Source organism: Burkholderia humptydooensis, assembly GCF_001513745.1.
Lineage (GTDB): Bacteria > Pseudomonadota > Gammaproteobacteria > Burkholderiales > Burkholderiaceae > Burkholderia > Burkholderia humptydooensis.
In genome coordinates this window covers 3726306-3752933 of record NZ_CP013380.1, presented here as the reverse complement: position 1 = coordinate 3752933, position 26628 = coordinate 3726306, and the positions used below count along the sequence as shown (strand labels likewise).

24 protein-coding genes and 1 pseudogene are annotated in these 26628 nt (G+C 69.9%); 20 read left to right on the top strand and 5 right to left on the bottom strand.

Annotated elements, in window-relative coordinates; genetic code table 11:
• Positions 1 to 45: 45 nt before the first annotated feature.
• Entirely contained in the window at positions 46 to 2109 is a 2064-nt protein-coding gene (locus AQ610_RS16710) for a bifunctional 2',3'-cyclic-nucleotide 2'-phosphodiesterase/3'-nucleotidase (RefSeq protein WP_043281964.1), read from the bottom strand.
• Between the two features lie 298 nt (positions 2110 to 2407).
• On the opposite strand from AQ610_RS16710, the gene AQ610_RS16705 reads away from it, so the two are divergent.
• From AQ610_RS16705 to AQ610_RS16660, 10 genes are all read left to right on the top strand, one after another.
• Positions 2408 to 3532 (top strand): MlaE family ABC transporter permease, encoded by a 1125-nt coding sequence (locus AQ610_RS16705; protein ID WP_006024371.1) that lies wholly within the window; start codon positions 2408 to 2410, stop codon positions 3530 to 3532.
• Positions 3529 to 4371, top strand: a complete 843-nt coding sequence (locus AQ610_RS16700; RefSeq protein ID WP_006024372.1) for an ABC transporter ATP-binding protein — start codon at positions 3529 to 3531, stop codon at positions 4369 to 4371. Before AQ610_RS16705 ends, AQ610_RS16700 begins: the two co-directional genes overlap by 4 nt.
• A 25-nt stretch (positions 4372 to 4396) precedes the next feature.
• Complete coding sequence (locus tag AQ610_RS16695; RefSeq protein ID WP_006024373.1) at positions 4397 to 5326, top strand: MlaD family protein; 930 nt, start codon at positions 4397 to 4399, stop codon at positions 5324 to 5326.
• A gap of 18 nt (positions 5327 to 5344) precedes the next feature.
• Positions 5345 to 5983 carry an ABC-type transport auxiliary lipoprotein family protein gene (locus AQ610_RS16690; RefSeq protein WP_043281967.1) on the top strand — a complete coding sequence of 213 codons (639 nt, stop codon included), beginning with the start codon at positions 5345 to 5347 and terminating at the stop codon, positions 5981 to 5983.
• A gap of 43 nt (positions 5984 to 6026) precedes the next feature.
• Positions 6027 to 7238, top strand: a complete 1212-nt coding sequence (locus AQ610_RS16685; protein WP_197417869.1) for a VanZ family protein — start codon at positions 6027 to 6029, stop codon at positions 7236 to 7238.
• 164 nt (positions 7239 to 7402) lie between these two features.
• Complete coding sequence (locus AQ610_RS16680) at positions 7403 to 7720, top strand: (2Fe-2S) ferredoxin domain-containing protein (protein ID WP_015601571.1); 318 nt, start codon at positions 7403 to 7405, stop codon at positions 7718 to 7720.
• Positions 7721 to 7754: 34 nt separating this feature from the next.
• Positions 7755 to 8399 (top strand): alpha/beta hydrolase, encoded by a 645-nt coding sequence (locus AQ610_RS16675; protein WP_006024377.1) that lies wholly within the window; start codon positions 7755 to 7757, stop codon positions 8397 to 8399.
• Positions 8400 to 8638: 239 nt separating this feature from the next.
• Positions 8639 to 9949, top strand: coding sequence for a D-alanyl-D-alanine carboxypeptidase family protein (locus tag AQ610_RS16670; RefSeq protein ID WP_006024378.1), 1311 nt, complete (start codon positions 8639 to 8641; stop codon positions 9947 to 9949).
• 85 nt (positions 9950 to 10034) lie between these two features.
• A complete protein-coding gene (locus tag AQ610_RS16665) occupies positions 10035 to 10946 on the top strand; it encodes a D-amino acid aminotransferase (protein WP_006024379.1) in 912 nt (303 codons plus the stop codon).
• Positions 10947 to 10979: 33 nt separating this feature from the next.
• Positions 10980 to 11288 carry an HP0495 family protein gene (locus AQ610_RS16660; RefSeq protein ID WP_004189266.1) on the top strand — a complete coding sequence of 103 codons (309 nt, stop codon included), beginning with the start codon at positions 10980 to 10982 and terminating at the stop codon, positions 11286 to 11288.
• Between the two features lie 10 nt (positions 11289 to 11298).
• Here the strand turns inward: AQ610_RS16660 and AQ610_RS16655 are convergent, their stop codons facing one another.
• Positions 11299 to 12261, bottom strand: coding sequence for a transcriptional regulator GcvA (locus tag AQ610_RS16655; RefSeq protein ID WP_006024381.1), 963 nt, complete (start codon positions 12259 to 12261; stop codon positions 11299 to 11301).
• A 101-nt stretch (positions 12262 to 12362) separates the two neighbouring features.
• On the opposite strand from AQ610_RS16655, the gene AQ610_RS16650 reads away from it, so the two are divergent.
• The 3 genes from AQ610_RS16650 to lipA all read left to right on the top strand — a co-directional run bounded on the left by AQ610_RS16650 (position 12363) and on the right by lipA (position 14547).
• Positions 12363 to 12689 (top strand): DUF2917 domain-containing protein, encoded by a 327-nt coding sequence (locus AQ610_RS16650; protein WP_006024382.1) that lies wholly within the window; start codon positions 12363 to 12365, stop codon positions 12687 to 12689.
• 87 nt (positions 12690 to 12776) lie between these two features.
• On the top strand, positions 12777 to 13565 hold the full coding sequence (gene lipB / locus AQ610_RS16645; RefSeq protein WP_015601790.1) for a lipoyl(octanoyl) transferase LipB: 789 nt from the start codon (positions 12777 to 12779) through the stop codon (positions 13563 to 13565).
• On the top strand, positions 13558 to 14547 hold the full coding sequence (lipA, locus tag AQ610_RS16640; RefSeq protein WP_006024384.1) for a lipoyl synthase: 990 nt from the start codon (positions 13558 to 13560) through the stop codon (positions 14545 to 14547). The genes lipB and lipA overlap by 8 nt, the downstream gene beginning before the upstream one ends.
• Positions 14548 to 14717: 170 nt before the next feature.
• On the opposite strand, the gene AQ610_RS16635 is transcribed toward lipA, so the two are convergent.
• Positions 14718 to 15707 carry a zinc-dependent alcohol dehydrogenase family protein gene (locus AQ610_RS16635; protein ID WP_006024385.1) on the bottom strand — a complete coding sequence of 330 codons (990 nt, stop codon included), beginning with the start codon at positions 15705 to 15707 and terminating at the stop codon, positions 14718 to 14720.
• Positions 15708 to 15810: 103 nt separating this feature from the next.
• Between AQ610_RS16635 and AQ610_RS16630 the strand changes: the two genes are divergently transcribed.
• On the top strand, positions 15811 to 16725 hold the full coding sequence (locus AQ610_RS16630; RefSeq protein WP_015601691.1) for a LysR family transcriptional regulator: 915 nt from the start codon (positions 15811 to 15813) through the stop codon (positions 16723 to 16725).
• Between the two features lie 117 nt (positions 16726 to 16842).
• On the opposite strand, the gene ggt is transcribed toward AQ610_RS16630, so the two are convergent.
• Positions 16843 to 18735, bottom strand: a complete 1893-nt coding sequence (ggt, locus tag AQ610_RS16625; protein WP_043281970.1) for a gamma-glutamyltransferase — start codon at positions 18733 to 18735, stop codon at positions 16843 to 16845.
• Between the two features lie 172 nt (positions 18736 to 18907).
• Here ggt and AQ610_RS16620 point away from each other — a divergent pair.
• Positions 18908 to 19253, top strand: a pseudogene (locus AQ610_RS16620) (hypothetical protein).
• Between the two features lie 97 nt (positions 19254 to 19350).
• Here AQ610_RS16620 and AQ610_RS16615 read toward each other — a convergent pair.
• The gene (locus tag AQ610_RS16615) at positions 19351 to 20253 is read right to left on the bottom strand and encodes a LysR family transcriptional regulator (RefSeq protein ID WP_009911141.1); all 903 of its coding nucleotides are present in this window, start codon (positions 20251 to 20253) and stop codon (positions 19351 to 19353) included.
• A 158-nt stretch (positions 20254 to 20411) separates the two neighbouring features.
• On the opposite strand from AQ610_RS16615, the gene AQ610_RS16610 reads away from it, so the two are divergent.
• The 5 genes from AQ610_RS16610 (at position 20412) to AQ610_RS16590 (ending at position 26620) form a co-directional block, all read left to right on the top strand.
• Complete coding sequence (locus AQ610_RS16610; protein WP_006024390.1) at positions 20412 to 22538, top strand: 3-hydroxyacyl-CoA dehydrogenase NAD-binding domain-containing protein; 2127 nt, start codon at positions 20412 to 20414, stop codon at positions 22536 to 22538.
• 52 nt (positions 22539 to 22590) lie between these two features.
• Entirely contained in the window at positions 22591 to 23802 is a 1212-nt protein-coding gene (locus tag AQ610_RS16605; RefSeq protein ID WP_006024391.1) for an acyl-CoA dehydrogenase family protein, read from the top strand.
• A gap of 14 nt (positions 23803 to 23816) precedes the next feature.
• Positions 23817 to 24959, top strand: coding sequence for an acyl-CoA dehydrogenase family protein (locus AQ610_RS16600; RefSeq protein ID WP_006024392.1), 1143 nt, complete (start codon positions 23817 to 23819; stop codon positions 24957 to 24959).
• A 25-nt stretch (positions 24960 to 24984) separates the two neighbouring features.
• Positions 24985 to 26190, top strand: a complete 1206-nt coding sequence (locus AQ610_RS16595; protein WP_006024393.1) for a CaiB/BaiF CoA transferase family protein — start codon at positions 24985 to 24987, stop codon at positions 26188 to 26190.
• A 124-nt stretch (positions 26191 to 26314) separates the two neighbouring features.
• The gene (locus AQ610_RS16590; protein WP_006024394.1) at positions 26315 to 26620 is read left to right on the top strand and encodes a DUF485 domain-containing protein; all 306 of its coding nucleotides are present in this window, start codon (positions 26315 to 26317) and stop codon (positions 26618 to 26620) included.
• Positions 26621 to 26628 lie beyond the last annotated feature (8 nt).

Sequence of the window (26628 nt, the reverse complement as noted above, 5' to 3'; positions counted from 1 at the left end):
GGGGCGGCGCGCGGCGCGTCTTGGCGGCGCGCGCCGCCCGCTCCGTCATTGCGTCAGATCGATCTCGTAAGTCGCGAGCCCCTTGCCGGAGCCGTCGTCGGCCGCGACCTGCGTGATGCCCGCGACGCTCGCGGCGTTCGCGAGCGCGACGAGGTTCGGCGCCGATGCGAACTGCACGTGCGCGATCGAGCCCGCGAGCTTCGTGAAGCGCCAGCTACGCTGCATGCCGTCCGCCGCGCGCGTGATCTGGCCGCGTTTCTTGATGTACGCGATCAGCACGTCGCGGTTCGCGTCGGGCGACGCGAAGATCGTCTTGCTGCCGTCGAGGCCCGGGAAGTTGCCGCCGCCGCTCGCGCGGTAGTTGTTCGTCGCGACGATGAACTGCGCATTCGGATCGATCGGCGCGCCCTTGTACACGAGGTTCCTGATCCGGCTGCCGACCGCCTGCGTGACGTCGATCTCGTAGCGCAGATCGGCGGACGTGAACATGTCGAAGTTGTAGCCGGGGAACGAACTCACGAGCTTCTGCACGGTCGCCTTCGTCGGATCGATCGTGTTGAAGCGCTTCGCCGCGGTCTCGAGCCAGTTCTTGATGTCCGCGCCGCTCACCTTCACCGCGTAGACCGTGTTCGGATACAGGTAGAGGTCGGCCGCGTTGTTGATCGCGAGCGCGCCCGCCGCGACGTCGGTGAAGTCGTTGCCGCCGCCGAAGCCGCTCTTGAACGGCGCGCTCACCGACAGCACCGGCAGCGACGCGTACTGCGGCAGGTTCGCCTGCACGTAGCTCGCGACGTAGTCGGCCTGCGCCTCGTTGACGATCCGGATCGCGCCCGGGTCGCCCACGTCCGCGAAATAGCTGGTCATCCGGTAGTCGGTGCTGCCGATCGGCGTCTTTACGTAGTCGATCGTCGCCTGATGCTCGGCCGCGATCGCCGCGGCCACCGACGGATCGGCGGCGACGTAGCTCTTGTCCGGATTCTGGATCGAGCGCGCCTCGACGCTCGTCTGCGATTTGTCGACGCTCCACGTCTTGCCGTCGAACGCGAGGCCGAGCTTGATCACGCCGAGGTGCTTGCCCCAGTAGTTCGCCATCACGGTCGGCACGCCGTTGACCGTGCCCTTCGCCTTGTCGACGCCCGGCAGGTTGAACTGCGCGACCGTGCTCATCGCGTCGGGGAACACCTGGTGCGAGTGGCCGATCAGCATCGCGTCGATGCCGGGCACGGTGGACAGCCACCAACTGCCGTTTTCCATCGTCGGCGAGTACGGCGAGTTGTCGAGGCCGCCGTGCGAGATCGCGACGACGAGGTCCGCGCCCTTCGCGCGCATCTCGGGGATGTACTTCTCGGCCGCTTCCTTCAGGCCCGTCGTGTAGACCTTGCCGTCGAGCCAGCGCTTGTCCCAGCTCATGATCGCGGGCGGCGTGAAGCCGATGATGCCGACCTTCACGGGCGCCGTGATCGTGCGGCCGTCAGGCGTCGTCGCGGTGACGGTCTTCGTGAGGATCGTGTACGGCGTGAAGAGGGGCGCGTTCGTCTTCGCGCTGATCACGTTCGCGAGCACCTGCGGGAAGCCCGGGCCCGCGCATTTCTTCTGCTGCGCCGGATCGGGCAGGCCGTCGACGGCGAACGCGTTGCCCGTCACCTGCGACAGGTACGGCAGCCCGTAGTTGAATTCGTGATTGCCGATGCCGCCGCCGTCGAACTTCGCCGCGTTCATCACCTTGTAGATCGCGAGCGTCTCGCTGCACGACACGGGCTTCACGAGCGCCTGGTAGTCGGCGAGCGCCGTGCCCTGGATCGTGTCGCCGTTGTCGAGCAGCAGCGTGTTCGGGTATTGCGCGCGCGCCTGCGCGATCAGCGTCGCGACGCGCTCGAAACCGAGCGACTTGTCCGCCGCGAGCTTGAAGTAATCGTACGACAGCACGTTCGTGTGCAGATCGGTCGTCTCGAGCAAGGCGAGCGTCGCCTTCGTGCCGGCGGGGGCCTGCGCGTCGGACGACGCGGGCGGCGGCGAGTCGACGTCGTCGTTGCAGCCGGCGACGAGCGCCGCGCACGCGACGAGGGCGGCGGCTAGGCGCCGCCGGCGAAAACGCAAGGGGAATGGCATCGGGATTTTTCCTGTTCTGTTTCCGTTGAGCCGGGGATGGCGTGAGCGGCGCATGCGCCGGCGGCCTGGCATGCAGCGCGTGAGAGTATCGAAAGGAAACGTGACCGAAGAATGAAAGCGTTCGGAAGGCTGACCGGAAGGCGCGCGGAAAGCATGCCGGAAGCTTGCGCGGCGCGGGAGCCGCCGGTGCGGGCCGCGCGCCTCGCGCGCGCCGCGCCGGGCGGCCGGGCGAAACGAGACTTCGCGCGGCGAAGCGGTTCGCTACAATGGCCGCTGTCACCGTTTTGCAAAATCGCCCTTGAACTTCCAGACTCCTCCCGGCCTGTCGGTCGACGCCGGCAGCCAAGGCCAGACCGTGCGCCTGTCCGGCCAGTGGACGGCGCTCGCGCTCGCGCGCGACCGCGGCAACGTCGCGCGCCGGATCGCCCGGCTCGCGAAGGAGTCCGTCGGCGAGTGGGACCTGTCGGGCGTCGACCGGCTCGACCACGTCGGCGGCCAGGCGCTGTGGCGCGTGTGGGGCCGCAGGCTGCCCGCCGGGATCGCGCTCACCGACACCCAGCGGATCGTGTTCGAGCGCATCGAGCGGCTCGACGCGGGCCGCGAGGCGCCCGAGCCCGTCGTGCGGATCGATCCCGTCACGCGCTTCGGCCAGGGCCTCTTCACGTTCGGCGAGCACCTGTACGGCGGCATCGCGCTGCTCGGCGGCCTGATCGTCGATCTGCTGTCGGTGCTGCGCCGGCCGCGCACGATGCCGTGGACGGAGATTTCCGCGAACGTCTACGCGGCGGGCGCCAAGGCGCTGCCGATCACGGCGCTCGTCGCGTTCCTGATCGGCATCGTGCTGTCGTATCTGTCCGCGCAGCAGTTGCAACTGTTCGGCGCGAACCGCTACATCGTCAACATCCTCGGCCTCTCGGTGATCCGCGAGCTCGGACCGGTGCTGTCGGCGATCCTCGTCGCGGGCCGCTCGGGCTCCGCGATCACCGCGCAGATCGGCGTGATGCGCGTGACGGAAGAGCTCGACGCGATGCGCGTGATGGGCATTCCGCACGGCCTGCGGATCACGCTGCCGCGCGTGCTCGCGTTGGGCGTCGCGATGCCGCTCCTCGTGATGTGGACCAACGTCATCGCGCTCACGGGCGGCGCGCTCGCCGCGAAGTTCGTGCTCGGCATCGACCTGAACTTCTTCGTGCGCTCGCTGCCGTCCGTCGTGCCGATCGCGAACCTGTTCATCGGGCTCGGCAAGGGCGTCGTGTTCGGGATGCTGATCGCGCTCGTCGCGTGCCACTTCGGCTTCCGGATCAAGGCGAATTCGCAGAGCCTCGGCGAAGGGACGACGACGTCCGTCGTCACGTCGATCACCGTCGTGATCCTCGCCGACGCGGTGTTCGCGATCCTTTTCCAGAACGTGGGGCTCGGATGAGCGCGCGCGACGACGATTTCGTGATCGAGGTGCGCGATCTGACGAAGCGCTATGGGCGCAACGTCGTCCACGAACATCTCGACTTCGACGTGCGCGCGGGCGAGATCGTGTCGATCGTCGGCGGCTCGGGCTCGGGCAAGACGACGCTCGTGCGGCAGATCCTCGGGCTCGAGCGGCCGAGCGCCGGCACGATCAGGGTGTTCGGCGAGGACACCTCGAAGATCGACGCCGACACCGCGCGCGTGATGCGCAGCCGCTCGGGCATGCTGTTCCAGCACGGCGCTCTGTTCTCGTCGATGACCGTGTTCGACAACGTCGCGCAGCCGCTGCGCGAGCTCGGCCGCGTGCCGGAAGATCTGCTGCACGACATCGTGATGCTCAAGCTCGAGATGGTCGGGCTGCCGTGCAAGCATGCGTCGAAGATGCCGGCTGCGCTGTCGGGCGGGATGGTCAAGCGGGTCGGGATCGCGCGCGCGATCGCGCTCGAGCCGGAGCTGCTGTTCCTCGACGAGCCGACGGCGGGGCTCGACCCCGGCGCGTCCGACGAGTTCGTCGAGCTGATCGCGACGCTGCATCGCACGCTCGGCCTGACCGTCGTGATGGTCACGCACGATCTCGACACGATGGTCGCGCTGTCGACGCGCGTCGCGGTGATCGCGGAGCGCAAGGTGCTCGTCGCGGCGAGCGTCGAGGTGGCGGCGGGCGTCGATCATCCGTTCATCCGCGAATACTTTCTCGGCCGGCGCGGCCGCCGCGCGCTGCAGGCGCTGCCGCCCGAGCGTCGCGCGCGCCTGCCGAAGGCCGCGCTTGAGCCGGCGCCGTCGGACGTCGAGCTGTAGTCGAGGAACACGAGGGAACCCCCGCATGGAAAACAAATCACACGCGTTCTGGGCCGGCCTCTTCACGATCGCGCTGCTCGCCGCGATCGTCGGCGCGGTCTACTGGTTCAACGTCGATCGCACGGTGCGCGCGCCGTACGATCTCGTGTCGCGCTCGAACGTGACGGGGCTCTTTCCCGACGCGGCCGTCCGCTATCGCGGGCTCGACGTCGGCAAGGTGCAGTCGATCAACTTCGATCGCGGCCATCCGGGCCAGATCGTGATCCGCATCCTCGTCGACACGAACGCGCCGATCACGCGCTCGACATTCGGCAGCCTCGGCTTCCAGGGCGTGACGGGCATCGCGTTCGTGCAGCTCGACGACACGGGCGCCGATCTTGCGCCGCTGCCGACGTCGGCGAAGGCGGTCGCGCAGATCCCGATGCGCCCGAGCCTGTTCGACCAGCTCCAGCAGCGCGGCGACGTGCTGCTCAAGCAGATGGAGATCGCCGCGAAGAGCGTGAACGAGATGCTGTCGCCCGAGATGCGCGGCCAGTTGAAGGCGACCGCGGCGAGCATGCAGCACGCGGCCGACGGCATCACGCAACTGTCGAAGCAGGTCGAGCCCGCGCTCGCACAGATGCCGCAGACGATGGCGCACGTGAACCGCGCGCTCGGCTCGGCGAACGCGCTCGTCGCGCCGGGCGGGCCGCTCGTCGCGAACCTGAACCGCGCGGGGCAGGCGCTTGCGTCGATGAACGACACGCTTGCCGAGCTGAGCGCGCGCGTGCGCTACGACACGCTGCCGCGCTTCAACGCGCTCGCGACGAACGTCGGCGACACGTCGCGCACGCTGAAGGACGTCGCGGGCGACGTCGGCCGCAATCCGCGCAGCCTGCTGTTCGGCGCGCCGGCGGCGGAGCCGGGCCCGGGCGAGTCGGGATTCGTGTGGCCGGGCGCCACGCCTGCCCAATAAGTTTTTCTGGAATTCGCGATGCACACACACTTCATGTCAGGTTCATTGTTCCGCCGCGGCCGTCCGGCGCTCGCACTCGCCGCGGTGCTCGCGATCGCGGGCGCGAGCGGCTGCGCGGGCACGCCCGCCGCGCTCACGAACATCCGCTACGACCTCGGTCCGGCGCAGCCGGCCGCGTCGGCGGGCGCGGGGCCCGCGCTCAAGGTGCTCGACGTGAGCGCGCCCGACGCGCTCAACTCGGACCGCTTCGTCTACCGGCTCGCGTATGCGGACGCGCAGCGGATCGCCGTCTACCGCGACAGCAAATGGACCGCGCCGCCCGCGCAGTTGCTGACGCAGCGGCTGCGCGGCGCGCTGTCGCTGCGCGGCGCGGTGCTCGAGGGTGGCGACGGCGTGCGCGCGCCGGTGCTGAAGGTCGAGCTGTCCGAGTTCGAGCAGGTGTTCGACGGCCGCTCGGAGAGCCACGCGGCCGTCACCGCGCGCGCGACGCTCACGCAGGACGGCCGGGTGCTCGGCCAGCGCACGTTCGTGTCGCGCGCGCCGGCGAGCACGCCGGATGCGGCGGGCGGCGCGCAGGCGCTCGCCTCGGCGAGCGACGAGCTCGTCGCGCAGATCGTCGCGTGGCTCGGCGTCCAGGCTTACGCGGCCGCGCCATGAACGCCGCCGCGCGCGCCGCCGCCGGGATGACGCGTGCCGCGCCGTGCCCGGCGCCGCCGGGATGACGCCCGCCGCGCGCCGGCAGCGTCGCCAGTCGACGCTCGCGCGTCAGGCGTTCGCCGTCTACGCGGCGCTCGTCGTCTATGCGTCGCTCTATCCGTTCACGGGCTGGCGCTCGCTCGGCATCGGCCCGTTCGACTATCTGCTCGCGCCGCTGCCGCGCTATCTGACCGCGTTCGACGTCGTCAGCAACGTGATCGGCTATCTGCCGTTCGGCGCGCTCGCGGTGCTCGCGCTCTATCCGCTGCGCGGCGTGCCGGCCGTGCTCGCCGCGACGCTCGCGGGCGCGCTGCTGTCGGGCGCGATGGAGGCGCTGCAAACCTACCTGCCGACGCGCGTGTCGTCGAATCTCGATCTCGCGGCGAACGCGCTCGGCGCGCTCGTCGGCGCGGCGGCGGCCGCGCCCGCCGCGACCGCGCTGATCGAGCGCGGCGTCGTGCGGCGCGTGCGCTTCGCGTGGTTCGAGCGCGACGCGCCGACGCCGCTCTTTCTCACCGCGCTGTGGGCGGGCGCGATCCTGTTTCCGTCGCCGTTCCTGTTCGGCATCGGCGACTGGCCGAGCGAGCTGTGGGAGCGCGCCGACGTGTCGATGCGCGGCGCGCTCCTCGCATGGGCGCCCGGCGCGTGGAACGTGCCCGCGTGGCCGGACCGGCTCGACGGCCTCCTGTCCGATTCCGCATGGGAGACGCTGCTCGCCGCGCTCGGCCTGTTCGCGGCGCTCGCGGTGGCGTCGCTCGCGATGCGCGTGCGCGCGCCGCGCGTGCGGCTCGTCGTCGGCTTCACCGCGTTCGCGCTTGCGCTGAAGGCGGCCGCGACGTTCATGCAGTCGCACACGGGGCTCGTGTTCGACTGGGCGACGCCCGGCGCGCTGCGCGGCATCGCGGCGGGCCTCGTCGCCGCGCTCGTCGCGCTGCGGCTGCCGGGCGCATGGCGCGCGGCGCTCGCGGCGGCCGCGCTCGCCGTCGCGCTCGTGCTCGTCAACGTGCTGCCCGTCAATCCGTTCTTCGATTTCGCGCTGTCCGGCTGGCAGCAGGGCCGCTACGTGCACTTCAACAGCATCGCGCGCTGGCTCGCGTGGATCTGGCCGTACGCGGCGCTCGTCTGGCTTGCCGGCCGCGCGGAGGGCGCGTGGCTCGCGAAGCGCGGGGCGGGCGCTTCGCGCGGCGCCAGCGGCAAACGGCGCCGGTCGCTATAATCGGCCACGACTACCGGCCGCGACCTGCCTGCCGATGCCGGCTGATCGTTTCAATCCGAGTTTCAATCCGGGTTTCTGTTCGAGTTGCTGTCCGGGTTTCTGTCCGGGTTTCTGTCCAATAACGCCGGGCGCTCACGCGGCGTCCGCACGCAATGGGCCACATCATGGATCCCTACTATCGACACCACGTCTTCTTCTGCCTGAACCAGCGCGAAAAGGACGCCGAGCGCCCGAGCTGCGCGAACTGCGGCGCGCAGGAGATGCAGGAATACGCGAAGAAGCGCGTCAAGGAGCTCGGCCTCGCGGGCGCGGGCAAGGTGCGCGTCAACAAGGCGGGCTGCCTCGACCGCTGCGAGGAAGGCCCTGTCGTCGTCGTCTATCCGGAAGGCACCTGGTACACGTACGTCGACAAGAGCGACATCGACGAAATCGTCGAATCGCATCTGCGCGACGGCCAGGTCGTCGAGCGCCTGAGAATTTGAGCACGGTTTTTCGAATCGCCCCACACGCTGTCGCATGAACGCCCATACCCAGAAGTCCCTGGTCGCCGGCCCCGTCGGCAACATCGAGATCGCGATCGACCTGCCCGACGCCGTGCGCGACGGCTCGGCCGCGCCGCGCGGGATCGCGCTCGTCGCGCATCCGCATCCGCTCTTCGGCGGCACGATGGACAACAAGGTCGCGCAGACGCTCGCGCGCATCTTCGTCCAGTTGAACTACGCGGTGATCCGCTCGAATTTTCGCGGCGTCGGCGCGACCGAGGGCGAGCACGACAACGGCGCGGGCGAAGTCGACGATCTGCTCGCGGTGCTCGCGCACATGCGCGCGCTGCCCGGCCACGCGGAGCTGCCGATCGTGCTCGCCGGCTTCTCGTTCGGCACGTTCGTGCTGTCGCACGTCGGCAAGCGGCTGCGCGACGCGGGGCAGGCGATCGAGCGGATGGTGTTCGTCGGCACGGCGGCGAGCCGCTGGCAAGTCGCCGACGTGCCGGAAGACACGATCGTGATCCACGGCGAGAACGACGACACGGTGCCGATCGCGTCGGTCTACGACTGGGCGCGTCCGCAGGAGCTGCCCGTCGTCGTGATTCCGGGCGCCGAGCATTTCTTCCATCGCAAGCTGCATATCCTGAAGCGCGTCGTCGTCGGCGCGTGGCGCTGACGGGCGGCGAACTTCCGTATAATGGCCAGGTTTTGCGTCGGCCCGTCCACACGGACGTCCGATGCGCCGTGCAGGCCGCCGCGCCGCTTTTCGCTCTGCGAACCGATCGCGCCGCCGCCTGTCCAATCGGCGCGTTTCGCGAGCCTTCGTTCCCCGACATGCCGCCGGAACGCCGCCGACCGGCCCTTCAACCGCGCGCCCCGTGCGCGCTGCCATTTCTGCCATCAGCCTGAATCGATATGCGTCTGTCTTCCTTCGGCCTCACGTCACTCGCTTCCTCCACCGCCATCGCCGTCGCCGCGCGTAACGTCGCGCTCGGCATCGTGCTGCCCGCCGCGCTCGTGTCGACGATCGCCGTCGCGCAGGCAAAGCCCGCCGCCAAGGCGAAGCACGCGGCCGCGCCGGCCGCCGCCGCGCCGACGGGCGCGCCCGCCACGTACGTGCCGGGCGCGGTGCCGCCGCCCGGCGTGAACGCGCGCTCGTGGGTGCTCGTCGATGCGTCGAGCAATCAGGTGCTCGCGTCCGGCAACGCCGACGAGCGCGTCGAGCCCGCGTCGCTCACGAAGCTGATGACGGCCTACCTCGTGTTCGAGGCGCTCGATGCGAAAAAGATCACGATGGAGCAGATCGTCACGCCGGGCGAAGCGGTGCGCCGCGTCGGCCGCGACGAATCGCGGATGTTCATCGAGGCGAACAAGCCCGTCAGCGTGCACGACCTCGTCTACGGGATGATCATCCAGTCGGGCAACGACGCGGCGATCGCGCTCGCCGAGCTCGTCGGCGGCAGCGAAGGGCAGTTCGTCAACATGATGAACGCGCAGGCGCAGCGCCTCGGGATGACGAACACGCACTTCGCCGACGTGAACGGAATGCCCGACCCGAATCACTACACGACGGCGGGCGACCTGGCGAAGCTGTCGACGCACCTGATCCGCGACTATCCGGATTACTACAACATCTTCTCGGTCAAGGAATTCGCGTACAACAACATCAAGCAGCCGAACCGCAACCGGCTGCTGTGGCTCGATCCGACCGTCGACGGCCTGAAGACCGGCCACACGCAGGCGGCGGGCTACTGCCTGATCGCGTCGGCGAAGCGCTCGCTGCCGGGCGCGGCCGACGCGACGCGCCGCCTCGTCACCGTGATGATGGGCGAGACGAAGGAGAGCGACCGCGTGCAGGACAGCATGAAGATGCTGAGCTACGGCTACACCGCGTTCGATTCGGTGCGCCTGTACAAGGCCGGCCAGCCGATCGACACGCCGCGCGTCTACAAGGGCAAGAGCAACAACGTGCAGGTCGGCGTGAAGAAGGACCAGTTCATCACCGTGCCGCGCGGTCTGGCGGACAAGGTGAAGCCGGAAGTCGCGCTGAACGCGCCGCTCATCGCGCCGCTCGCGGACGGCCAGGCGGTCGGCTCGGTGAAGCTTGTCGCCGATGGCAAGACGGTGGCGGAATTCCCGGTCGTCGCGCTGCAGCCGGTGCCGGAAGCGGGCCTCCTCGGCCGCATCTGGGATTCGATCCTGCTGATGTTCAGCAAAAAGAAGTAAGCTGTCCGCACCGCCTGCGGCGCCGGGCACGCCGGCGCCGCAGGCATTCGCCTTCCGTCACGATTTTCGTCATTCGTTCAACGCCATGAGTCAAGCCGACATCGAACCGATCGTCTATCTGAGCGTCGCTTCGCGCGAGGAGCTGGTGCCGCTTTCCGAAGCGCGCGTGCCGGTGCTCGACCGCGGCTTCATCTTCGGCGACGGCGTCTACGAAGTCGTGCCGGTCTACGCGGACGGCGCGCGGCGCGCGCCGTTCCGGATCGCGCAGCATCTCGCGCGTCTTGCGCGCAGCCTGAAGAAGATCGGCATCGCCGATCCGCACGACGAAGCGGGCTGGCGCGCGCTCGTCGCGCGGGTCGTCGGCGCGAACGCGGCCGCGCTCGGAGACGGCCAGCACGCGATCGTCTACATCCAGGTGACGCGCGGCGTCGCGAAGCGCGGCCACGCGTTTCCGGCGAACGCGGTGCCGACCGTGTTCGCGATGGCGAGCCCGCTCGTGCTGCCGACCGACGCGCAGCGCGCGCAAGGCGTGCGCTGCGTGACGGCCGAGGATCGCCGCTGGCTGCATTGCGACATCAAGTCGGTGTCGCTGCTCGGCAACGTGCTGATGGCGCAGCATGCGGTTGAACACGACGCGACCGAGACGATCCAGTTGCGCGACGGCAACGTGACGGAAGGCTCGTCTTCGAACGTGTGGATCGTGAAGAACGGCGAGCTGATCGCGCCGCCGCGCAGCAACAGGATTCTCGAAGGGATCCGCTACGCGCTCGTCGAGGAGCTTGCCGAGGAGTGCGGGATCCGCTTCGTCGCGCGCGAGATCAACGAAGCGGAGCTGCGTGCGGCCGACGAGATCCTGCTCACGTCGGCGACGAAGGAAATCCTGCCCGTGACCCTGCTCGACGATCTGCCCGTGCAGGGCGGCCAGCCGGGCCCGGTGTTCGAGGCGCTGTATGCCGCGTACCAGCGGGCGAAGGCGCGCGAGATGGAAAGCGCCTGAGCGGGCCGCCCCGCCGACGCGTGGAGAAACGACATGACCGAACCGAACAAGACCGTCGAGCTGACGGGCGAAATCGCAACGCCCAAGGAAACGCTGCTCGAATTTCCGTGCGACTTCCCGATCAAGGTGATGGGCCGCGCGCATCCGGAGTTCAAGGATACGATCTTCAAGGTCGTGAGCGTGCACGACAACGAGATCGATCTCGAGAAGATCGAGGAGCGCGCGTCGAGCGGCGGCAACTACACGGGCCTCACGATCACCGTGCGCGCGACGAGCCAAGCGCAGCTCGACAACATCTACCGCGCGCTGACGGGCCACCCGATGGTCAAGGTCGTGCTGTGACGGCCGGCCGCTAATCCTCTTCCTTTCGCGCACGCGCGGCAGCATAGGCCGCCGCGTGCCGCGCCTCCTGCGCCGCGCACAGCGCCTTGAAGCGCGCGATCTCGTCCAGCAGCCAGGTCCTGAACGCCTGCACGCGTGGCGTCTGCGCGAGCGACGGCGGGCACACGAAAAAGTAGTGCCACGGGCTCGGCCCCGCGATGTCGAACAGCCGCACGATCCTTCCCGCCGCCACCTCGGGCACCGCGAGCGAGCGCCGCACGAGCGCGATGCCCTGGCCGTCGATCGCCGCCTGCAGCAGATTCGACGAATCCTGGTACAGCACGCCGCGCTTCGGCTCGGTCAGCGTGTCGAGGCCCGCCGCGTCGAACCACGGCCGCCACAGCTCGTCGTCCGAGCGCAGCAGCGGATAGCGGACGAGATCGGCGGGCGTCTCGGGCAGCACGCCGCCGTTGAGCGTGGGCGCGCAGACGGGGAAGAACGTCTCGTCGAGGAGCGGCTCGACGTACAGCCCCGGATAGACGCCGTAGCCGAAGCGGATCGCGACGTCGACGTCGTCGCGCGTGAAATCGACGAGCGAATCGCTTGCCCGCAGCTCCAGGTCGATCTCCGGATGCCGCTCGATGAACGGGCCGATGCGCGGCGTGATCCAGCGCGCGGCGAACGACGACAGCGTCGATACGACGAGCCGCTTGTCCCGGTCGCTCGCGCGGATCTCGCGGGTCGCGTCGGCGAGGAGCGTGAGCGCGGCGCGCACCTGCTGCGCGTAGCGGCCGCCCGCCTCCGTCAGCGCGAGCCGCTTGCCGTGGCGCACGAACAACCGCACGCCGAGCTCCGCTTCGAGCGCGCGCATCTGGTGGCTGACCGCGCCGTGCGTGACGGACAGCTCGTTCGCCGCGCGCGAGAAGCTTTCGTGTCGCGCGGCGGCCTCGAACACGCGCAGCGCGTTCAGCATCGGCAGTTGACGGACGGTCATCGGTTAGTTTTTCTCACAAGCACGTGAGAATCGATCGTTTTGCGCAAAGCCTTGTGGGAACTACGATTGTAGCCACTGAAGCAATTTTGGCGGAGGCTGTCATGAAAGAGATTTCCTCAAGCATCACGTTCGAGATCCAGCCCGGCGAAACGGTGCCGATGAAGGTCGCGCGCAGCACGCGGCTCACCGTGCGGGGCGCGCCCGTCTGGGCGACGCGCAGCAACGATGTCCACGATTATTTCCTGTGCGCCGGCGAGACGCTGAAGCTGCGGCGAGGCGAGCGCCTGTGGCTGAGCGCCGACGGCGAGACGAGCGCGTGCGTGTCGTTCTCGATGATCGTGCCGCCGCAGCAGGCGGCCGTGTCCGGCATCATGCGGCTCGCGGCGCGATTCGTCGCGCTCTTTCGCGACGGGTGGCGCACGGTCTGAGCGTCGCACCGGCCGCCGGCGCGCCGCCGCGCGGCCGGCTCCATCCGGCACCGGCGAGGTGCATGGGTTTTCGGTAAACTACCGCCCATGTCAGCCTCGCCGGTTTCCATCGTGCCTCCCGCTCCCGACGCGCATGCCGCGCCCGACGCCGCCGCGTCCGCTTCCCCGCATTCTCCTCCCGCCGCGCGGCCCGTCACGCCGCCCGTCACGGTTCGCTGGCTCGGCGAGACGCCCTACGACACGTGTTTCGACGCGATGCGCGCGTTCACCGACGCGCGCACGCCGGACACCGGCGACGAGATCTGGGTCGTCGAGCATCCGCCCGTCTATACGCTCGGCCAGGCGGGCAACCCGGCGCACCTGCTCGTCGCCGACAGCGGCGTGCCGCTCGTGAAGGTCGACCGAGGCGGGCAGATCACGTACCACGGCCCGGGGCAAATCGTCGCGTATCTGCTCGTCGACTTGAGGCGGCGCAAGCTGATGGTGCGCACGCTCGTCACGCGGATCGAAGAGGCCGTGATCGAGACGCTCGCGGCGTATAATCTCGCGTCGGTCCGCAAGGCCGGCGCGCCCGGGATCTACGTGGAATCGGGGCCGCATCGGGGCGCGAAGATCGCCGCGCTCGGTCTCAAGATCCGCAACGGCTGCAGCTATCACGGTTTGAGCGTCAACGTGAAGATGGATCTGCGCCCGTTTCTCGCGATCAACCCGTGCGGCTACGCGGGGCTCGAAACGATCGACATGGCGAGCCTCGGCGCGACCGCCGACTGGCACGAGGTTGCGCAGACGCTCGTGCGCCGTCTGATCGCCAACCTCGACGGCGCAACCGCGGCCGCCGCATTGCCGCCGCAGGCACTGGAACAATCGAATGACTGACCTTACCGCTACCCCCGCACCCGCCGAACCGGCCGCGCCCGCCTACGATCCGACCGCCAAGCAGAAGGCGCAGGCGAAGACCGCGCGCATTCCGATCAAGATCGTCCCGATCGAGAAGCTGAAGAAGCCCGAATGGATCCGCGTGAAGGCGGCCACCGGCAGCTCGCGCTTCAACGAGATCAAGACGATCCTGCGCGAGCACAACCTGCATACCGTGTGCGAGGAAGCGAGCTGCCCGAACATCGGCGAATGCTTCGGCAAGGGCACCGCGACGTTCATGATCATGGGCGACAAGTGCACGCGCCGCTGCCCGTTCTGCGACGTCGGCCACGGCCGGCCCGATCCGCTCGACGTCGACGAGCCGAAGAACCTCGCGCGCACGATCGCGGCGCTCAAGCTCAAGTACGTGGTGATCACGAGCGTCGATCGCGACGACCTGCGCGACGGCGGCGCCGGCCACTTCGTCGAGTGCATCCGCGAAGTGCGCGAGCAGTCGCCGCAAACGCGCATCGAGATCCTGACGCCGGACTTCCGCGGCCGTCTCGACCGCGCGATCTCGATCCTGAACGCCGCGCCGCCCGACGTGATGAATCACAACCTCGAAACGGTGCCGCGCCTGTACAAGGAAGCGCGCCCCGGCTCGGACTACGCGCACTCGCTGAAGCTGCTGAAGGACTTCAAGGCGCTGCATCCGGACGTCGCGACGAAGTCGGGCCTGATGGTCGGCCTCGGCGAGATGACCGACGAGATCCTGCAGGTGATGAGGGATCTGCGCGCGCACGACGTCGACATGCTGACGATCGGCCAATACCTGCAGCCGTCCGAGCACCATCTGCCGGTGCGCGAGTACGTGCATCCGGACACGTTCAGAATGTACGAGGAAGAGGCGTACAAGATGGGCTTCACGCATGCGGCCGTCGGCGCGATGGTGCGCTCGAGCTATCACGCCGATCAGCAGGCGCACGACGCCGGAGTGGTTTGACCGCTCCGCCGGCCTGACGGGCAGCCGAATGAAGAAACCGCAGCGAAGGCTGCGGTTTTTTCATGCGCGTGGCGCGCGATGCGCTGCGCGCCACCTTCGCGGATTCCGCCGCGCCGATCGCGTCCGTCGCGTCCGTCGCGTCCGAACGGGCGAAGCTCGTGCGTCCGGCGCTACACCGTGACGACGATCTTGCCGAACTGCTCGTTCGATTCCAGATAGCGGTGCGCGTCGGCGATTCGCTCAAGCGGGAACACGCGGTCGATCACCGGCTTGAGCGCGCCGGCCTCGAGCCCGTCGAGCACGAAGCGCTTCGCGGCGTCGAGCTTCGCCGGATCGCCGACGACGCGCTTGTACTGGTAGCCGTGCACGCTCAGCATCTTGCCGAGCACGGCGAACAGCGGGAAGGGCGCCTGGTCGGCTGCGAGCGCGCCGTATTCGATCACGATGCCGCCTACCGCGAGCGCGTCGGCCAGTTGCGGCAGCATCGGGCCCGCCACCGGATCGAACGCGACCCGCGCCCCCGCGCCGCCCGTGATCTCGCGCACGCGCGCGGCGGGATCCTCGCGCTGCGTGACGATCACGTGGTCGGCACCGAACTCGCGCAGCGCCTGCGCCTTTGCGTCGGTGCGCGTCGTCGCGATCGCGACCGCACCGACCATCCGCGCGACCTGGATCGCCGCGAGGCCGACGCTGCTCGACGCCGCCGTGATGACGACCGCGTCGCCGCGCTCGATCCGCGCGAGGTCGATCAGCGCGCCCCACGCGGTCACGTACTGCATCCACACCGCGGCCGCCTCGGTCCAGCCGAGCGACGCGGGATGCTTGACGGCGACGGCGGCGGGCACTGTCGCGACTTCGCCGTACGTGCCCCAGCGCGTGATCGACAGCGGCGGCACGATGCTGACCGCATCGCCGGCCGCGAAGCCCGTCACGCCGGGGCCGACCGCGCTGACGACGCCCGCCGCCTCGTAGCCGAGCCGCGCCGGGAAGACCGGGTCCTCGACATAGCGCCCCGAGCGGAACATCGATTCGGCGCGGTTCAGGCCGAGCGCCTTCACTTGCAGCGTGATTTCGCCTGGTCCCGGCGGCGCGGGGGCGATTTCGTCGAAGCGCAGGACGTCGGGGCCGCCGGTTTGATGGATGCGAACGATGCGTGCCATATCAGATCTCCGTGAGAAAAATCGGTGAGCCCACTATAATTCGCGCCGATTCGACAATAAATCGCGTAGCCGGATCATCTATTGAAACAAACAGTTTCGAATTATGGATCGACTTACCAGCATGGCGGTGTTCGTGAAGGCCGCGGAAACGGGCTCGTTCGCGGCGGCGGGCGCGTCGCTCGGCCTGTCGTCGCAGATGGTCGGCAAGCACGTGCGCTTTCTCGAGACCCATTACGGGATGCGGCTCATCAATCGCACGACGCGCCGCCAGAGCCTGACCGAAGCCGGCCGCGCGTTCTACGAGCGCAGCCGCGCGGTGCTGGCCGAGGCGCAGGCCGTCGATGCGCTCGCCGCGAACCTGATGGCCGCGCCGCGCGGCACGCTGCGCATCAACGCGCCGATCAGCTTCGGCGTGCATTGCCTGATGCCGATGCTCGCGTCGTACCTGCGCGCGTATCCGGAAGTGCGGGTCGATCTGACGTTGAGCGATCGCGTCGTCGATTTCGTCGACGAAGGCTACGACGCGGTGATCCGCATCGCGCCGCTCGCCGACTCGGGGCTGATCGCGCGGCCGCTCGCGCCATACCGGCTCGTGCTGTGCGCGTCGCCCGCGTATCTCGCCGAGCGCGGCACGCCGGCCACGCCCGCCGATCTGGCCGCGCACGAATGCCTCGGGTTTTCGTATTCGGGGCAACCGGCGGCGCTCGAATGGCCGTTCGAGAGCGCGCAAGGGCAGCAGCATTCGGTACGCGTGAGGAGCCGGCTCGCGGTCAACAACGGCGCGGCGCTGCGGATGGCCGCGCTCGACGGGCTCGGGATCATCCTGCAGCCGGCCGAGCTCGTGCGCGACGATCTCGCGGCGGGCCGGCTCGTGCGTCTGTTGCCCGGCCACGAGCCGCCCGCGCGGCCGATCCATTTGCTGTATTCGCCCGACCGGCAGCCGACGCCGAAGCTGCGGAGCTTCATCGACGCCGTGATGGCGGGGTTCGGTGAACGGGCGGGCGACGGGCGGGCGTGAGGTTTGGCGCGAGGTTCGGCGCGAGGTTCGGCGTAAGGCCGGGTGAACGGGGGGCGGCGGGGCGCGGCGTGCGAGCGCTCCCCTGCGTCCCGAAGCGCGGACCGCTCGGCGAAGCGCTCAATCGCCCCCGACGATCCCGTCGCGCCGCGGGTCCGAGCCGCCGAACCACACCGACTGCCCCTCGACGTTGATCCGCTGAATCCCCTGCAGGCTCGACCCCAGCTCGACGACGCGCACGTCGTGCCCGCGCTCCTTCAGCGCATCGGCGAGCGCATCGGACACGCGCCCCTTCTCGAGCTCGGTTGGCCCGTTGCGCGAGCCGAAGTTCGGCAGCGCGATCGCCTGCTGCATCGTCATGCCCCAGTCGATCATCCCGACGAGCGTCTTCGCGACGTCGTTCGCAGTGGACGCGCCGCCCGCCGAGCCGAGCGCCATCATCAGCCGCTGCGAGCCTTTCTCGAACACGAGCTCGGGCGCGAGCGTCGAGCGCGCGCGCTTGGCCGGCTGCACGCGATTCGCGACCGGCTTGCCGTGCTCGGCCGACACGGGCGAGAAGTCGAGCAACTGGCTGTTGAGCAGGAAGCCGCGCACCATCAGCCGCGAGCCGAAGCGGTCGTTGAGCGTCGACGTCATCGATGCGGCGTTGCCGTAGCGATCGACGACCGTGATCTGCGATCCCGACGGCGGCTCCGCGCCGCGGTCGGCGGCGGACGCGGGCGGCAGGCCGGACGGCGAGCCGGCGCTCGCGGCGCCCGCGCTCGCATCGCCGGTCAGCCGCGCGCGCTCGGCGACGTAGCGCCGCTCGACGAGGCTCTTCCAGTTGCCGCCGGGCGGCGCGACGAAATCGGGATCGGCGACGTATTGCGCGCGGTCCGCATACGCGAGCCGGCCCGCCTCGCTGAACAGATGCGCGGCGAACGGCGTCGGCTCGACGCCTGTCGCATTGCGCACGGGCTTCTGCGCGCCGATCTGCCGCCAGTCCGGCTGCGCTTCGAGCAGGCCGAGGATCTGCGCGACGACGAGCCCGCCCGCCGACGGCGGCGGCATCCCGCACACGGTCCACTTGCGATAGTCGGCGCACAGCGGCTCGCGCGCTTTCGCGCGGTATTGCGCGAGGTCCTGCACGCTCAGCACGCCCAGATTCGGCGCCTGCCGGACTTTCGCGACGATGTCGCGCGCGATCGCGCCCGTATAGAACGCGTTCGCGCCGTGCGCGGCGACGAGCCTGAGCGTCGCCGCGAGCTGGGGATTCCTCAGCGTCGCGCCGGCGGGCTTCGGCGCGCCGTTCCTGTCGTAGAAGTACGCGCGCGCGGCCGGATCGCTCGCGAGCGACGGATCGTTCGCGAGCGCCGCCGCCAGCCGCGGGCCGAGCGGAAAGCCTTGCTCGGCGAGCCGGATCGCGGGCTGGAACAGGCGCCGCCACGGCAGCTTGCCGTGCGAGCGGTGCGCGAGCTCGAGCATCCGCAGCACGCCCGGCACGCCGACCGCGCGCGCGCCGAGCGCCGCGCGCGGCAGCGGCTTGCCGCCGGCATCGTGGAAGAGCCGGTCGGTGGCGGCGGCGGGCGCGGTCTCGCGGCCGTCGTAAGCTTCGACTGTCTTGCCGTTCGCATGCAGCAGGAACGCGCCGCCGCCGATGCCCGACGCCTGCGGCTCGACGAGCATCAGCACCATCTGCGCGGCAATCGCCGCGTCGACGGCGGCGCCGCCCGCCTTCAGCATCTCCTGGCCGGCCTGCGCGGCGAGCGGATGCGCGGCCGCGATCATGTCGCGCTGCGCGGTCCAGCCCGGCTTGTCGACCCAGCTCGACAGCTCGGCGGGCGCGGCCGGCGATTCGTCGCCCGACGTCGCGGAAGCTGCCGAGGCCGACGCTGCCGCCGAGGCCGACGCGGCGGCGTTCTGCGCGCCCGGGCCGGGCGCGTTCGCGCATCCGGCGGCGGCGACGGCGAAGAGGGCGGCGGCGATCGCGCCAGCCCGCGAGCGGGATGGGCGCGGACGAATCCGGTCGGTCATGAATACCTCGGTGCGAACGAAAGACGGCGAAAGACGACGACGGCGCATGCGCATGCAAATGCGAACGCCCGTGCGGCGCCGCGGGCGGGGTATTGTCGCCGCGTCGGAAGCGGCTTGTCATCCGACAATAAACCCTTAGCGTCGCGGGTTCGAACTGCCGCCGACTACCGTGGTGGCCCGGCGATGTCCGCCGCCCGCCGCGCGGCGCGCGCTGGTCCGCGCATACGGATTCGCGCTCGCCGCGATCCTCGTGATCGCGCTGTTTCCCGTGCTGTCGGTGGCGGCCGCCGGGATCGTCGCCGACGCGGCCGGCTGCGAGCTGAACGAAGCCGCTGTCCATCCTTGCCTGATAGGCGGCATCGACTTCGGCGAGACGCTTTACGCGATGGGCGTGCTCGGCATGGCTGATGCTCGGTTCGCTGCCCGTCGGCGGCCTTTTGCTGACGGGCTGGGCGATCGCGCTGCTCGTGCATCTGCGGCGCCGGCGCGCGATGCGTCGCGCGGACGCGCGGCGCTGACCCTCGCCCATTCCATTCACCGGCGTGCGGCCGCCCTGCGTCCCGGCGCCGGACCGGACATCGGCGGACATCGGCGGACATCGCCGGGCGCGCCGCGTCACCCGCCGCGCCCGGCGTTCCGTGCCTCGTCGAGCACGAAGTCGATGAACGTCGACGTCGCGCGCGTGTGATGGCGGTTCGGCATGTACAGCATGTACATGTGCGTGCCGAAGATGCTGAGCCGGTACGCGTCGAGCGTGGTGACGACCGCGCCGCGCCGCACGTCGTCGTGGACGACGTAGTCCGGCACGATCCCGACGCCGAGCCCGGCCAGGATCGCCTGCCGCAGGAACAGGAAGTTCTCAGAGATGAGCGTCGGCTCGAGCAGCACCTCGTGCCGCTCGTCGCCGAGGTACGCGGCCACTCGCAACTGCCGGCCGACCACCGTCGACGTGATGACGGGCGCGTCGAACAACTGGTCGAGCCCGGTCGGCATGCCGTGCGTCGCGGCGAAGCCGGGCGACGCGCACGCGACGTAGCGCACCGCGCCCATGTCGCGCGCGACGAGGTTCTGCGGCGGCTCGGACATCACGCGCACCGCGATGTCGACTTCGTCGCGCATCAGATCCTCGACGCGGTTCTCGAACACGACGTCGAGCACGATCCCCGGATAGAGCCGCTTGAACGCGATCAGCCAGTTCGACATCACGAGCTGCCCGTAGCCGCTCGGCACCGACAGCCGCACGCGCCCCTGCAGATCCTGGCCGAGCGTCGTCAACGCCTCGCGCGCGGCGAGCAGCTCGTTCTGGATTCGCCGGCCGTGCTCGTAGAGCCGCAACCCGACCTCGGTCGGCTCGATGCGCCGCGTCGTGCGCCGCACGAGCTGCAGCCCGATCGACTTCTCCAACTGGTTGAGCCGGTAGCTGACGTTCGCGCGGCTCATCTTGAGCCGCTGCGCCGCCTTGCTGAGATTGCCCGCATCGAGGATGTCGACGAGCAGCGTGAGCGCATTCAGATCCATCGCCATGCCCGCGTGTAGCAGTTAATTGTCAAAACCGGCTTGACAGGTTGTTAAAGAATGCTGGAATTGTCAATCAATCTGGATCAATCGAGAATCGTGGCAAACCCCGCGCTTCTCTCGATGGAGCGAAGGCGCGCATTCCGCACGGAGCGACAGACATGAATCAGCAGGCTTCCCACGCACCCGGCGCCGTCACGCGCGAGCGGCGCGACAAGGTGCTCGTCGTCACGATCGACCATCCGCCCGTCAACGCGCTGTCCGCCGGCGTGCGGCGCGGCCTCGTCGACGCGCTCGACGCGGCCGACGCCGATGCCGCCGTCTGCGCGGTGCTGATCGTCGGCGCCGGGCGCAACTTCATCGCCGGCGCGGACATCCGCGAATTCGGCAAGCCGCCCGTGCCGCCGTTGTTGCCCGACGTATGCAACCGGATCGAGGCGAGCGGCAAGCCCGTCGTCGTCGCGTTGCACGGCGCGACGCTGGGCGGCGGCCTCGAGATCGCGCTCGCCGCGCATTACCGGATCGCGGTGCCGGGCGCGAAGCTCGGCCTGCCCGAAGTGCAGCTCGGCTTGTTGCCCGGCGCGGGCGGCACGCAGCGCACGCCGCGCCTCGTCGGCGCGAAGGCGGCGCTCGAGCTGATGCTGAGCGGCCGGCACGCGCCGGCCGAGGAGGCATTGACGCTCGGCCTCGTCGATCGTCTCGCGCACAGCGACGACACGCTCGCCGAAGGGCTCGCGTACGTGCACGAGCTGCTCGCGGCGGGCGCGAGCGCGCGCCGCACGCGCGACGCGCAAGGGCTCGCCGATCGCGCGGCGGCCGAAGCCGCGCTCGACGCGGCGCGCGCCGACGTCGCGAAGAAGTCGCGCGGCCTGTTTTCGCCGGCGAAGATCGTCGACGCGGTCGCCGCCGCGCTCGCGCAGCCGTTCGACGAGGGCCTGCGCACCGAGCGCCGGCTGTTCGTCGAATGCCTCGACAGCCCGCAGCGCGCGGGGCTCGTGCATGCGTTCTTCGCGGAGCGCGAGGCGGCGAAGTCGCCGGAGACGCGCCGCGCCGCGCCGCGCGCGATCGAGCGGATCGGCGTGGTCGGCGGCGGCACGATGGGCGCGGGCATCGCGGTCGCGGCGCTCGACGCGGGCTTCCCGGTGACGATGATCGAGCGCGACGACGCGTCGCTCGAACGCGGCCGCGCGCACGTCGAGAAGGTCTATGCGGGCCTTGTCGCGAAGGGCCGGATGACGCCGGCCGCGCAGGCGGCGCGCCTCGCGCGCTTGACGGGCGGCACGTCGTACGAGGCGCTCGCGCAGGCCGACGTCGTGATCGAGGCGGTGTTCGAGGACATGGCGGTCAAGAAGGCCGTGTTCGCCGAACTCGCGCGCGCGTGCAAGCCGGGCGCGGTGCTCGCGACGAACACGTCGTACCTCGATATCGACGAACTCGCCGCGAGCGTCGAGCGCGCGCCGGACGTGATCGGCCTGCATTTCTTCTCGCCCGCGAACATCATGAAGCTGCTCGAAGTGGTGGTGCCGGCGAAGGTGAGCGCGGACGTGGTCGCGACCGCGTTCGAGCTCGCGAAGAAGCTCAAGAAGATTCCGGTGCGCGCGGGCGTGTGCGACGGCTTCATCGGCAACCGCGTGCTCGCCGTGTACCGGACGGCCGCCGATTACATGATGGAAGACGGCGCGTCGCCGTATCGGATCGATCGCGCGATCCGCGAATTCGGCTTTCCGATGGGGCCGTACCAGGTCGTCGATCTCGCGGGCGGCGACATCGGCTGGGCGACGCGCAAGCGCCGCGCGCCGACGCGCGATCCGCGGCTGCGCTACGTCGAGATCGGCGATCGCCTCTGCGAGCGCGGCTGGTTCGGCCAGAAGACGGGCCGCGGCTACTACCTGTATCCGGACGGCGCGCGCGTCGGCACGCCGGATCCGGAAGTCGAGGCGATCATCGCCGAAGAACGTGCGAAGAAGGGCGTGAGCCCGCGCGCGTTCACCGATGACGAGATCGTGCGCCGCTATCTCGCCGCGATGATCAACGAAGGCGCGAACGTCGTGCACGAGCGGATCGCGCTGCGCCCGCTCGACGTCGACGCGGTGTTCCTGCACGGCTACGGCTTTCCGCGCCATCGCGGCGGCCCGATGCATTACGCGGACGCGGTGGGCCTCGCGAACGTGCTCGCCGACATTCGCGCGTTCGCGAGCGAGGACCCGGTCTTCTGGAAGCCGTCGCCGCTCCTCGTCGATCTCGTCGCGCGCGGCGAGACCTTCGCGAGCCTGAACCGCATCGACTGACGCCCGCCCGGTCGCCCGCCGGTTGCCCTTCAAGTATTCGAGAACGACGCACATGGATCTCAATTTCACCGCAGAAGAGGAAGCGTTCCGCGCGCAAGTGCAGCGCTTTCTCGCCGACGCGCTGCCGCCGCGCATTTCGCGCAAGGTGAAGGGCGGCTTGCGGCTCACGCGCGACGACATGCGCGAATGGCACGCCATCCTCAACGCGCGGGGCTGGCTCGCGAGCCACTGGCCGCGCGAATGGGGCGGCCCCGGCTGGAGCGTCGCGCAGAAGTTCCTGTTCGACAACGAATGCGCGATCGCGGGCGCGCCGCGCATCGTGCCGTTCGGCGTGAACATGCTCGGCCCCGTGCTCATCAAGTTCGGCAGCGAAGCGCAGAAGCGCCGCTGGCTGCCGCGCATTCTCGACGGCACCGACTGGTGGTGCCAGGGCTATTCGGAGCCGGGCGCGGGCTCCGATCTCGCGTCGGTTGCGACGAGCGCGGTGCGGGGCGTCGACGCGCAGGGCGACCACTACATCGTCAACGGCCAGAAGACGTGGACGACGCTCGGCCACTACGCGAACATGATCTTCTGTCTCGTGCGCACCGCGACCGGCGTGCGCAAGCAGGAAGGCATCAGCTTCCTGCTTGTCGACATGAGTTCGCCCGGCGTGGAGGTGCGCCCGATCGTCACGCTCGACGGCGAGCACGAAGTCAACGAAGTGTTCTTCACCGACGTGCGCGTGCCCGCCGAGAACCTGGTCGGCGAGGAGAACAAGGGCTGGACCTACGCGAAATACCTGCTCACGTATGAGCGCACGAACATCGCGGGCGTGGGCTTTTCGGTCGCGGCGCTGGACAAGTTGCGCGCGGTGGCGGCGAAAGTGACGAAGAACGGCCGGCCGCTCGCCGACGATCCGCTCTTCGCCGCGCGGCTCGCGCGCGTCGAGATCGAGCTCGACAACATGAAGACGACGAACCTGCGCGTGCTCGCGGCCGTCGCGGGCGGCGGCGCGCCGGGTGCGGAGAGCTCGATGCTGAAGATCCGCGGCACGCAGATCCGCCAGGAGATTTCGTCGCTGATGCGGCGCGCGATGGGGCCGCACGCGCAGCCGTTCATCGACGAAGCGCTCGACGCCGACGACGACGGCGAGCCGTTGGGCGGCCTGCCCGAAGCGGCGAGCGCGGCGGCGCAGTATTTCAACAACCGCAAGCTGTCGATCTTCGGCGGCTCGAACGAGATCCAGAAGAACATCGTCTCGAAGATGATTCTCGGGCTGTAAGGGGAAGGACGATCATGGACTTTCGACACACCGAAGACCGCCGGATGCTGGCGGACAGCCTGAACCGCTTCATCGCCGAGCAATATCCGTTCGCCGCGCGCGACCGGATCGCGCTGTCCGATGCCGGCTACAGCGACGACATGTGGCGGCGCTTCGCCGAGCTGGGCGCGATCGGCGCGCTCTTCCCGGAGGACTGCGGCGGCTTCGGCGGCGCGGGCTTCGACATCGCGCTCGTGTTCGAGTGCGTCGGCCGCGGGCTCGTCGTCGAGCCGTTCGCCGGCGCGCTGATGGCCGGGCGTGCGCTCGCGCAGGCGGGCGGCCCCGCGCACCGCGAACGGCTCGCGGCGCTGATCGAAGGGCGCGCGATCGGCGCGTTCGCGCACGCGGAGCCCGGCACGCACTACGAGCTGCACACCGTGAGGACGCGCGCGACGCGCGAAGGCGGGCGCTGGGTGCTCGACGGCGCGAAGGCCGTCGTCGATTGCGGCGAGCACGCGACGTTCTTCGTCGTGAGCGCGCGCACCGCGGGCGGCGACGACGACGCGGCGGGCCTGTCGCTCTTCGTCGTGCCGAAGACGGCGGCGGGCGTGGCGGTGCGCGGCTACCGGAAGATCGACGGCGGCCGCGCGGCCGACGTGCGCTTCGAGCGCGTCGCGCTCGAAGGCGACGCACTGCTCGGCGCGCCGGGCGAAGCGGCCGACGCGATCGAGCGCGCGATCGGCTTCGGCCTGCTCGCGCTCGCGGCGGAGGCGCTCGGCGCGATGGACGTCGCGAAGGCGCACACGCTCGAGTATCTGCACACGCGCCGCCAGTTCGGCGTGCCGATCGGCAGCTTCCAGGCGCTGCAGCACCGGATGGCGGACCTGCTGCTCGAGATCGAGCAGGCGCGCTCGGCGGTGATCAACGCGGCCGCGCAGCTCGACGCGCCGCGCGTTGCGCGCGAGCGCGCGCTGTCCGCCGCGAAATACAGCGTCGGGCGGATCGGCGCGCTCGTCGCCGAGGAGAGCATCCAGCTTCACGGCGGCATCGGGATGACGTGGGAGCTGCCGCTCGCGCACTATGCGAAGCGGCTCGTGATGATCGATCACCAGCTCGGCGACGAGGATCATCATCTCGCGCGCTACGCCGCGCTGTCGAAGCCGCAGCCGATGCAATGACCGCGAACGAACGGAGGAGACGAAGATGCGCAACGAACCGGGCGCGCAGCCGCTCGCGGGGATCAAGGTGCTCGACTTCTCGCGCGTGCTCGCGGGGCCGTGGTGCGCGATGGTGCTCGCGGATCTCGGCGCGGAGGTGATCAAGGTCGAGCATCCGCGGCGCGGCGACGACACGCGCGACTGGGGCCTGCGCGTCGGCGACACCGAGACGACCTACTTCAACAGCGTGAACCGCAGCAAGCGCTCGATCTGCGTCGATCTGCAGACGGAAGCGGGGCGGCGCATCGCGCGCGGGCTCGCCGCGCAGGCGGACGTCGTCGTGCACAACTTCAAGGCGGGCGGCGCGGAGAAGCTCGGGCTCGGCTACGACGCGCTCGCCGCGCTCAATCCGCGGCTCGTCCATTGCGCGATCTCCGGCTACGACCGCTCGGGCCCCGAAGCGAGCCGGCCGGGCTACGACCTCGTCGTACAGGGCGAGGCCGGCCTGATGGCGCTGAACGGCGAAGCGGGGCGGCCGCCGCTGAAGTTCGGCGTCGCCGTCGCGGATCTCTTCACCGGCATGTACTCGGCGCAGGCGATCCTCGCCGCGCTCTACGAGCGGCATGCGACGGGGCGCGGGCGGCGCATCGAGATGGCGCTCTTCGATTGCGGGCTGATGGTCACGTCGTACTACGGGCTCGAAGCGCTGCTGATGGGCGAGGACCCGCCGCGCTACGGCAACGCGCATCCGTCGATCGTCCCGTATGGCGTGTTCGACGCGGCGGATGGCCCGATCGTGATCACGGTCGGCAACAACGCGCAGTTCGCGCGCTTTTGCGACGTGATCGGCCGGCCGGAGCTCGCGGCCGACGCGCGCTTCGCGACCAACATCGCGCGTTCCGCGAATCGCGCGGAACTGCTGCCGGAGATTCTCCGCGAGCTCGGCCGCCGGCCGCGCGCGGCGCTGCTCGCGGCGCTCGCCGACGCGGGCATTCCGTGCGGCGAGGTGCTCGGCCTGCGCGAGGCGCTCACCTCCGAGCGCGCGCAATCGGCGGGGCTCGTCACGCGGCAGCCGCATCCGGCCGCGGGCGAAGTCGACGTGCTCGCGCCGCCGTACCGGTTCGACGGCGAGCGCCTGCCCGTGCGCGGCGCACCGCCCGTGCTCGGCGCGGATACCGAACGCGTGCTGGGCGACTGGCTCGGGATGTCCGCGCGCGAGATCGCGCAACTGCGCAGCGACCGCGTCGTCTGAGCGGGCGATGCGATGCGTCGCCGCGTCGCCGCGTCGTTTCATCGCCGCATCACCGCAGAACGCACGACCGCCGCGCAGGCGGCAACGATTACACAACAACCTCGTCGATCGAGGAGGAGACGTCATGGAGACTTCCGTCATCGAAACGGTCGTGGCTCGCCGCGACTATCAGCAGCTCGTGCGTGCGCGGCGCCGCTTCAGCTTCACGCTGACGGCGCTGATGATCGCGACGTACTACGGCTTCATCCTGCTCGTCGCGCTCGCGCCGCGCACGCTCGCCGCGCCGCTCTACGCGGGCGCGACGATCAGCGTCGGGATTGTCGCGGGCGTCGCGATCATACTCGTCGCGATCGGCCTGACGGCGGGCTACGTGCTGCGCGCGAACTGCTCGTTCGACCGCTCGTTCGACGCGCTCTTCGAGCGTTCGTGACGGAGGCC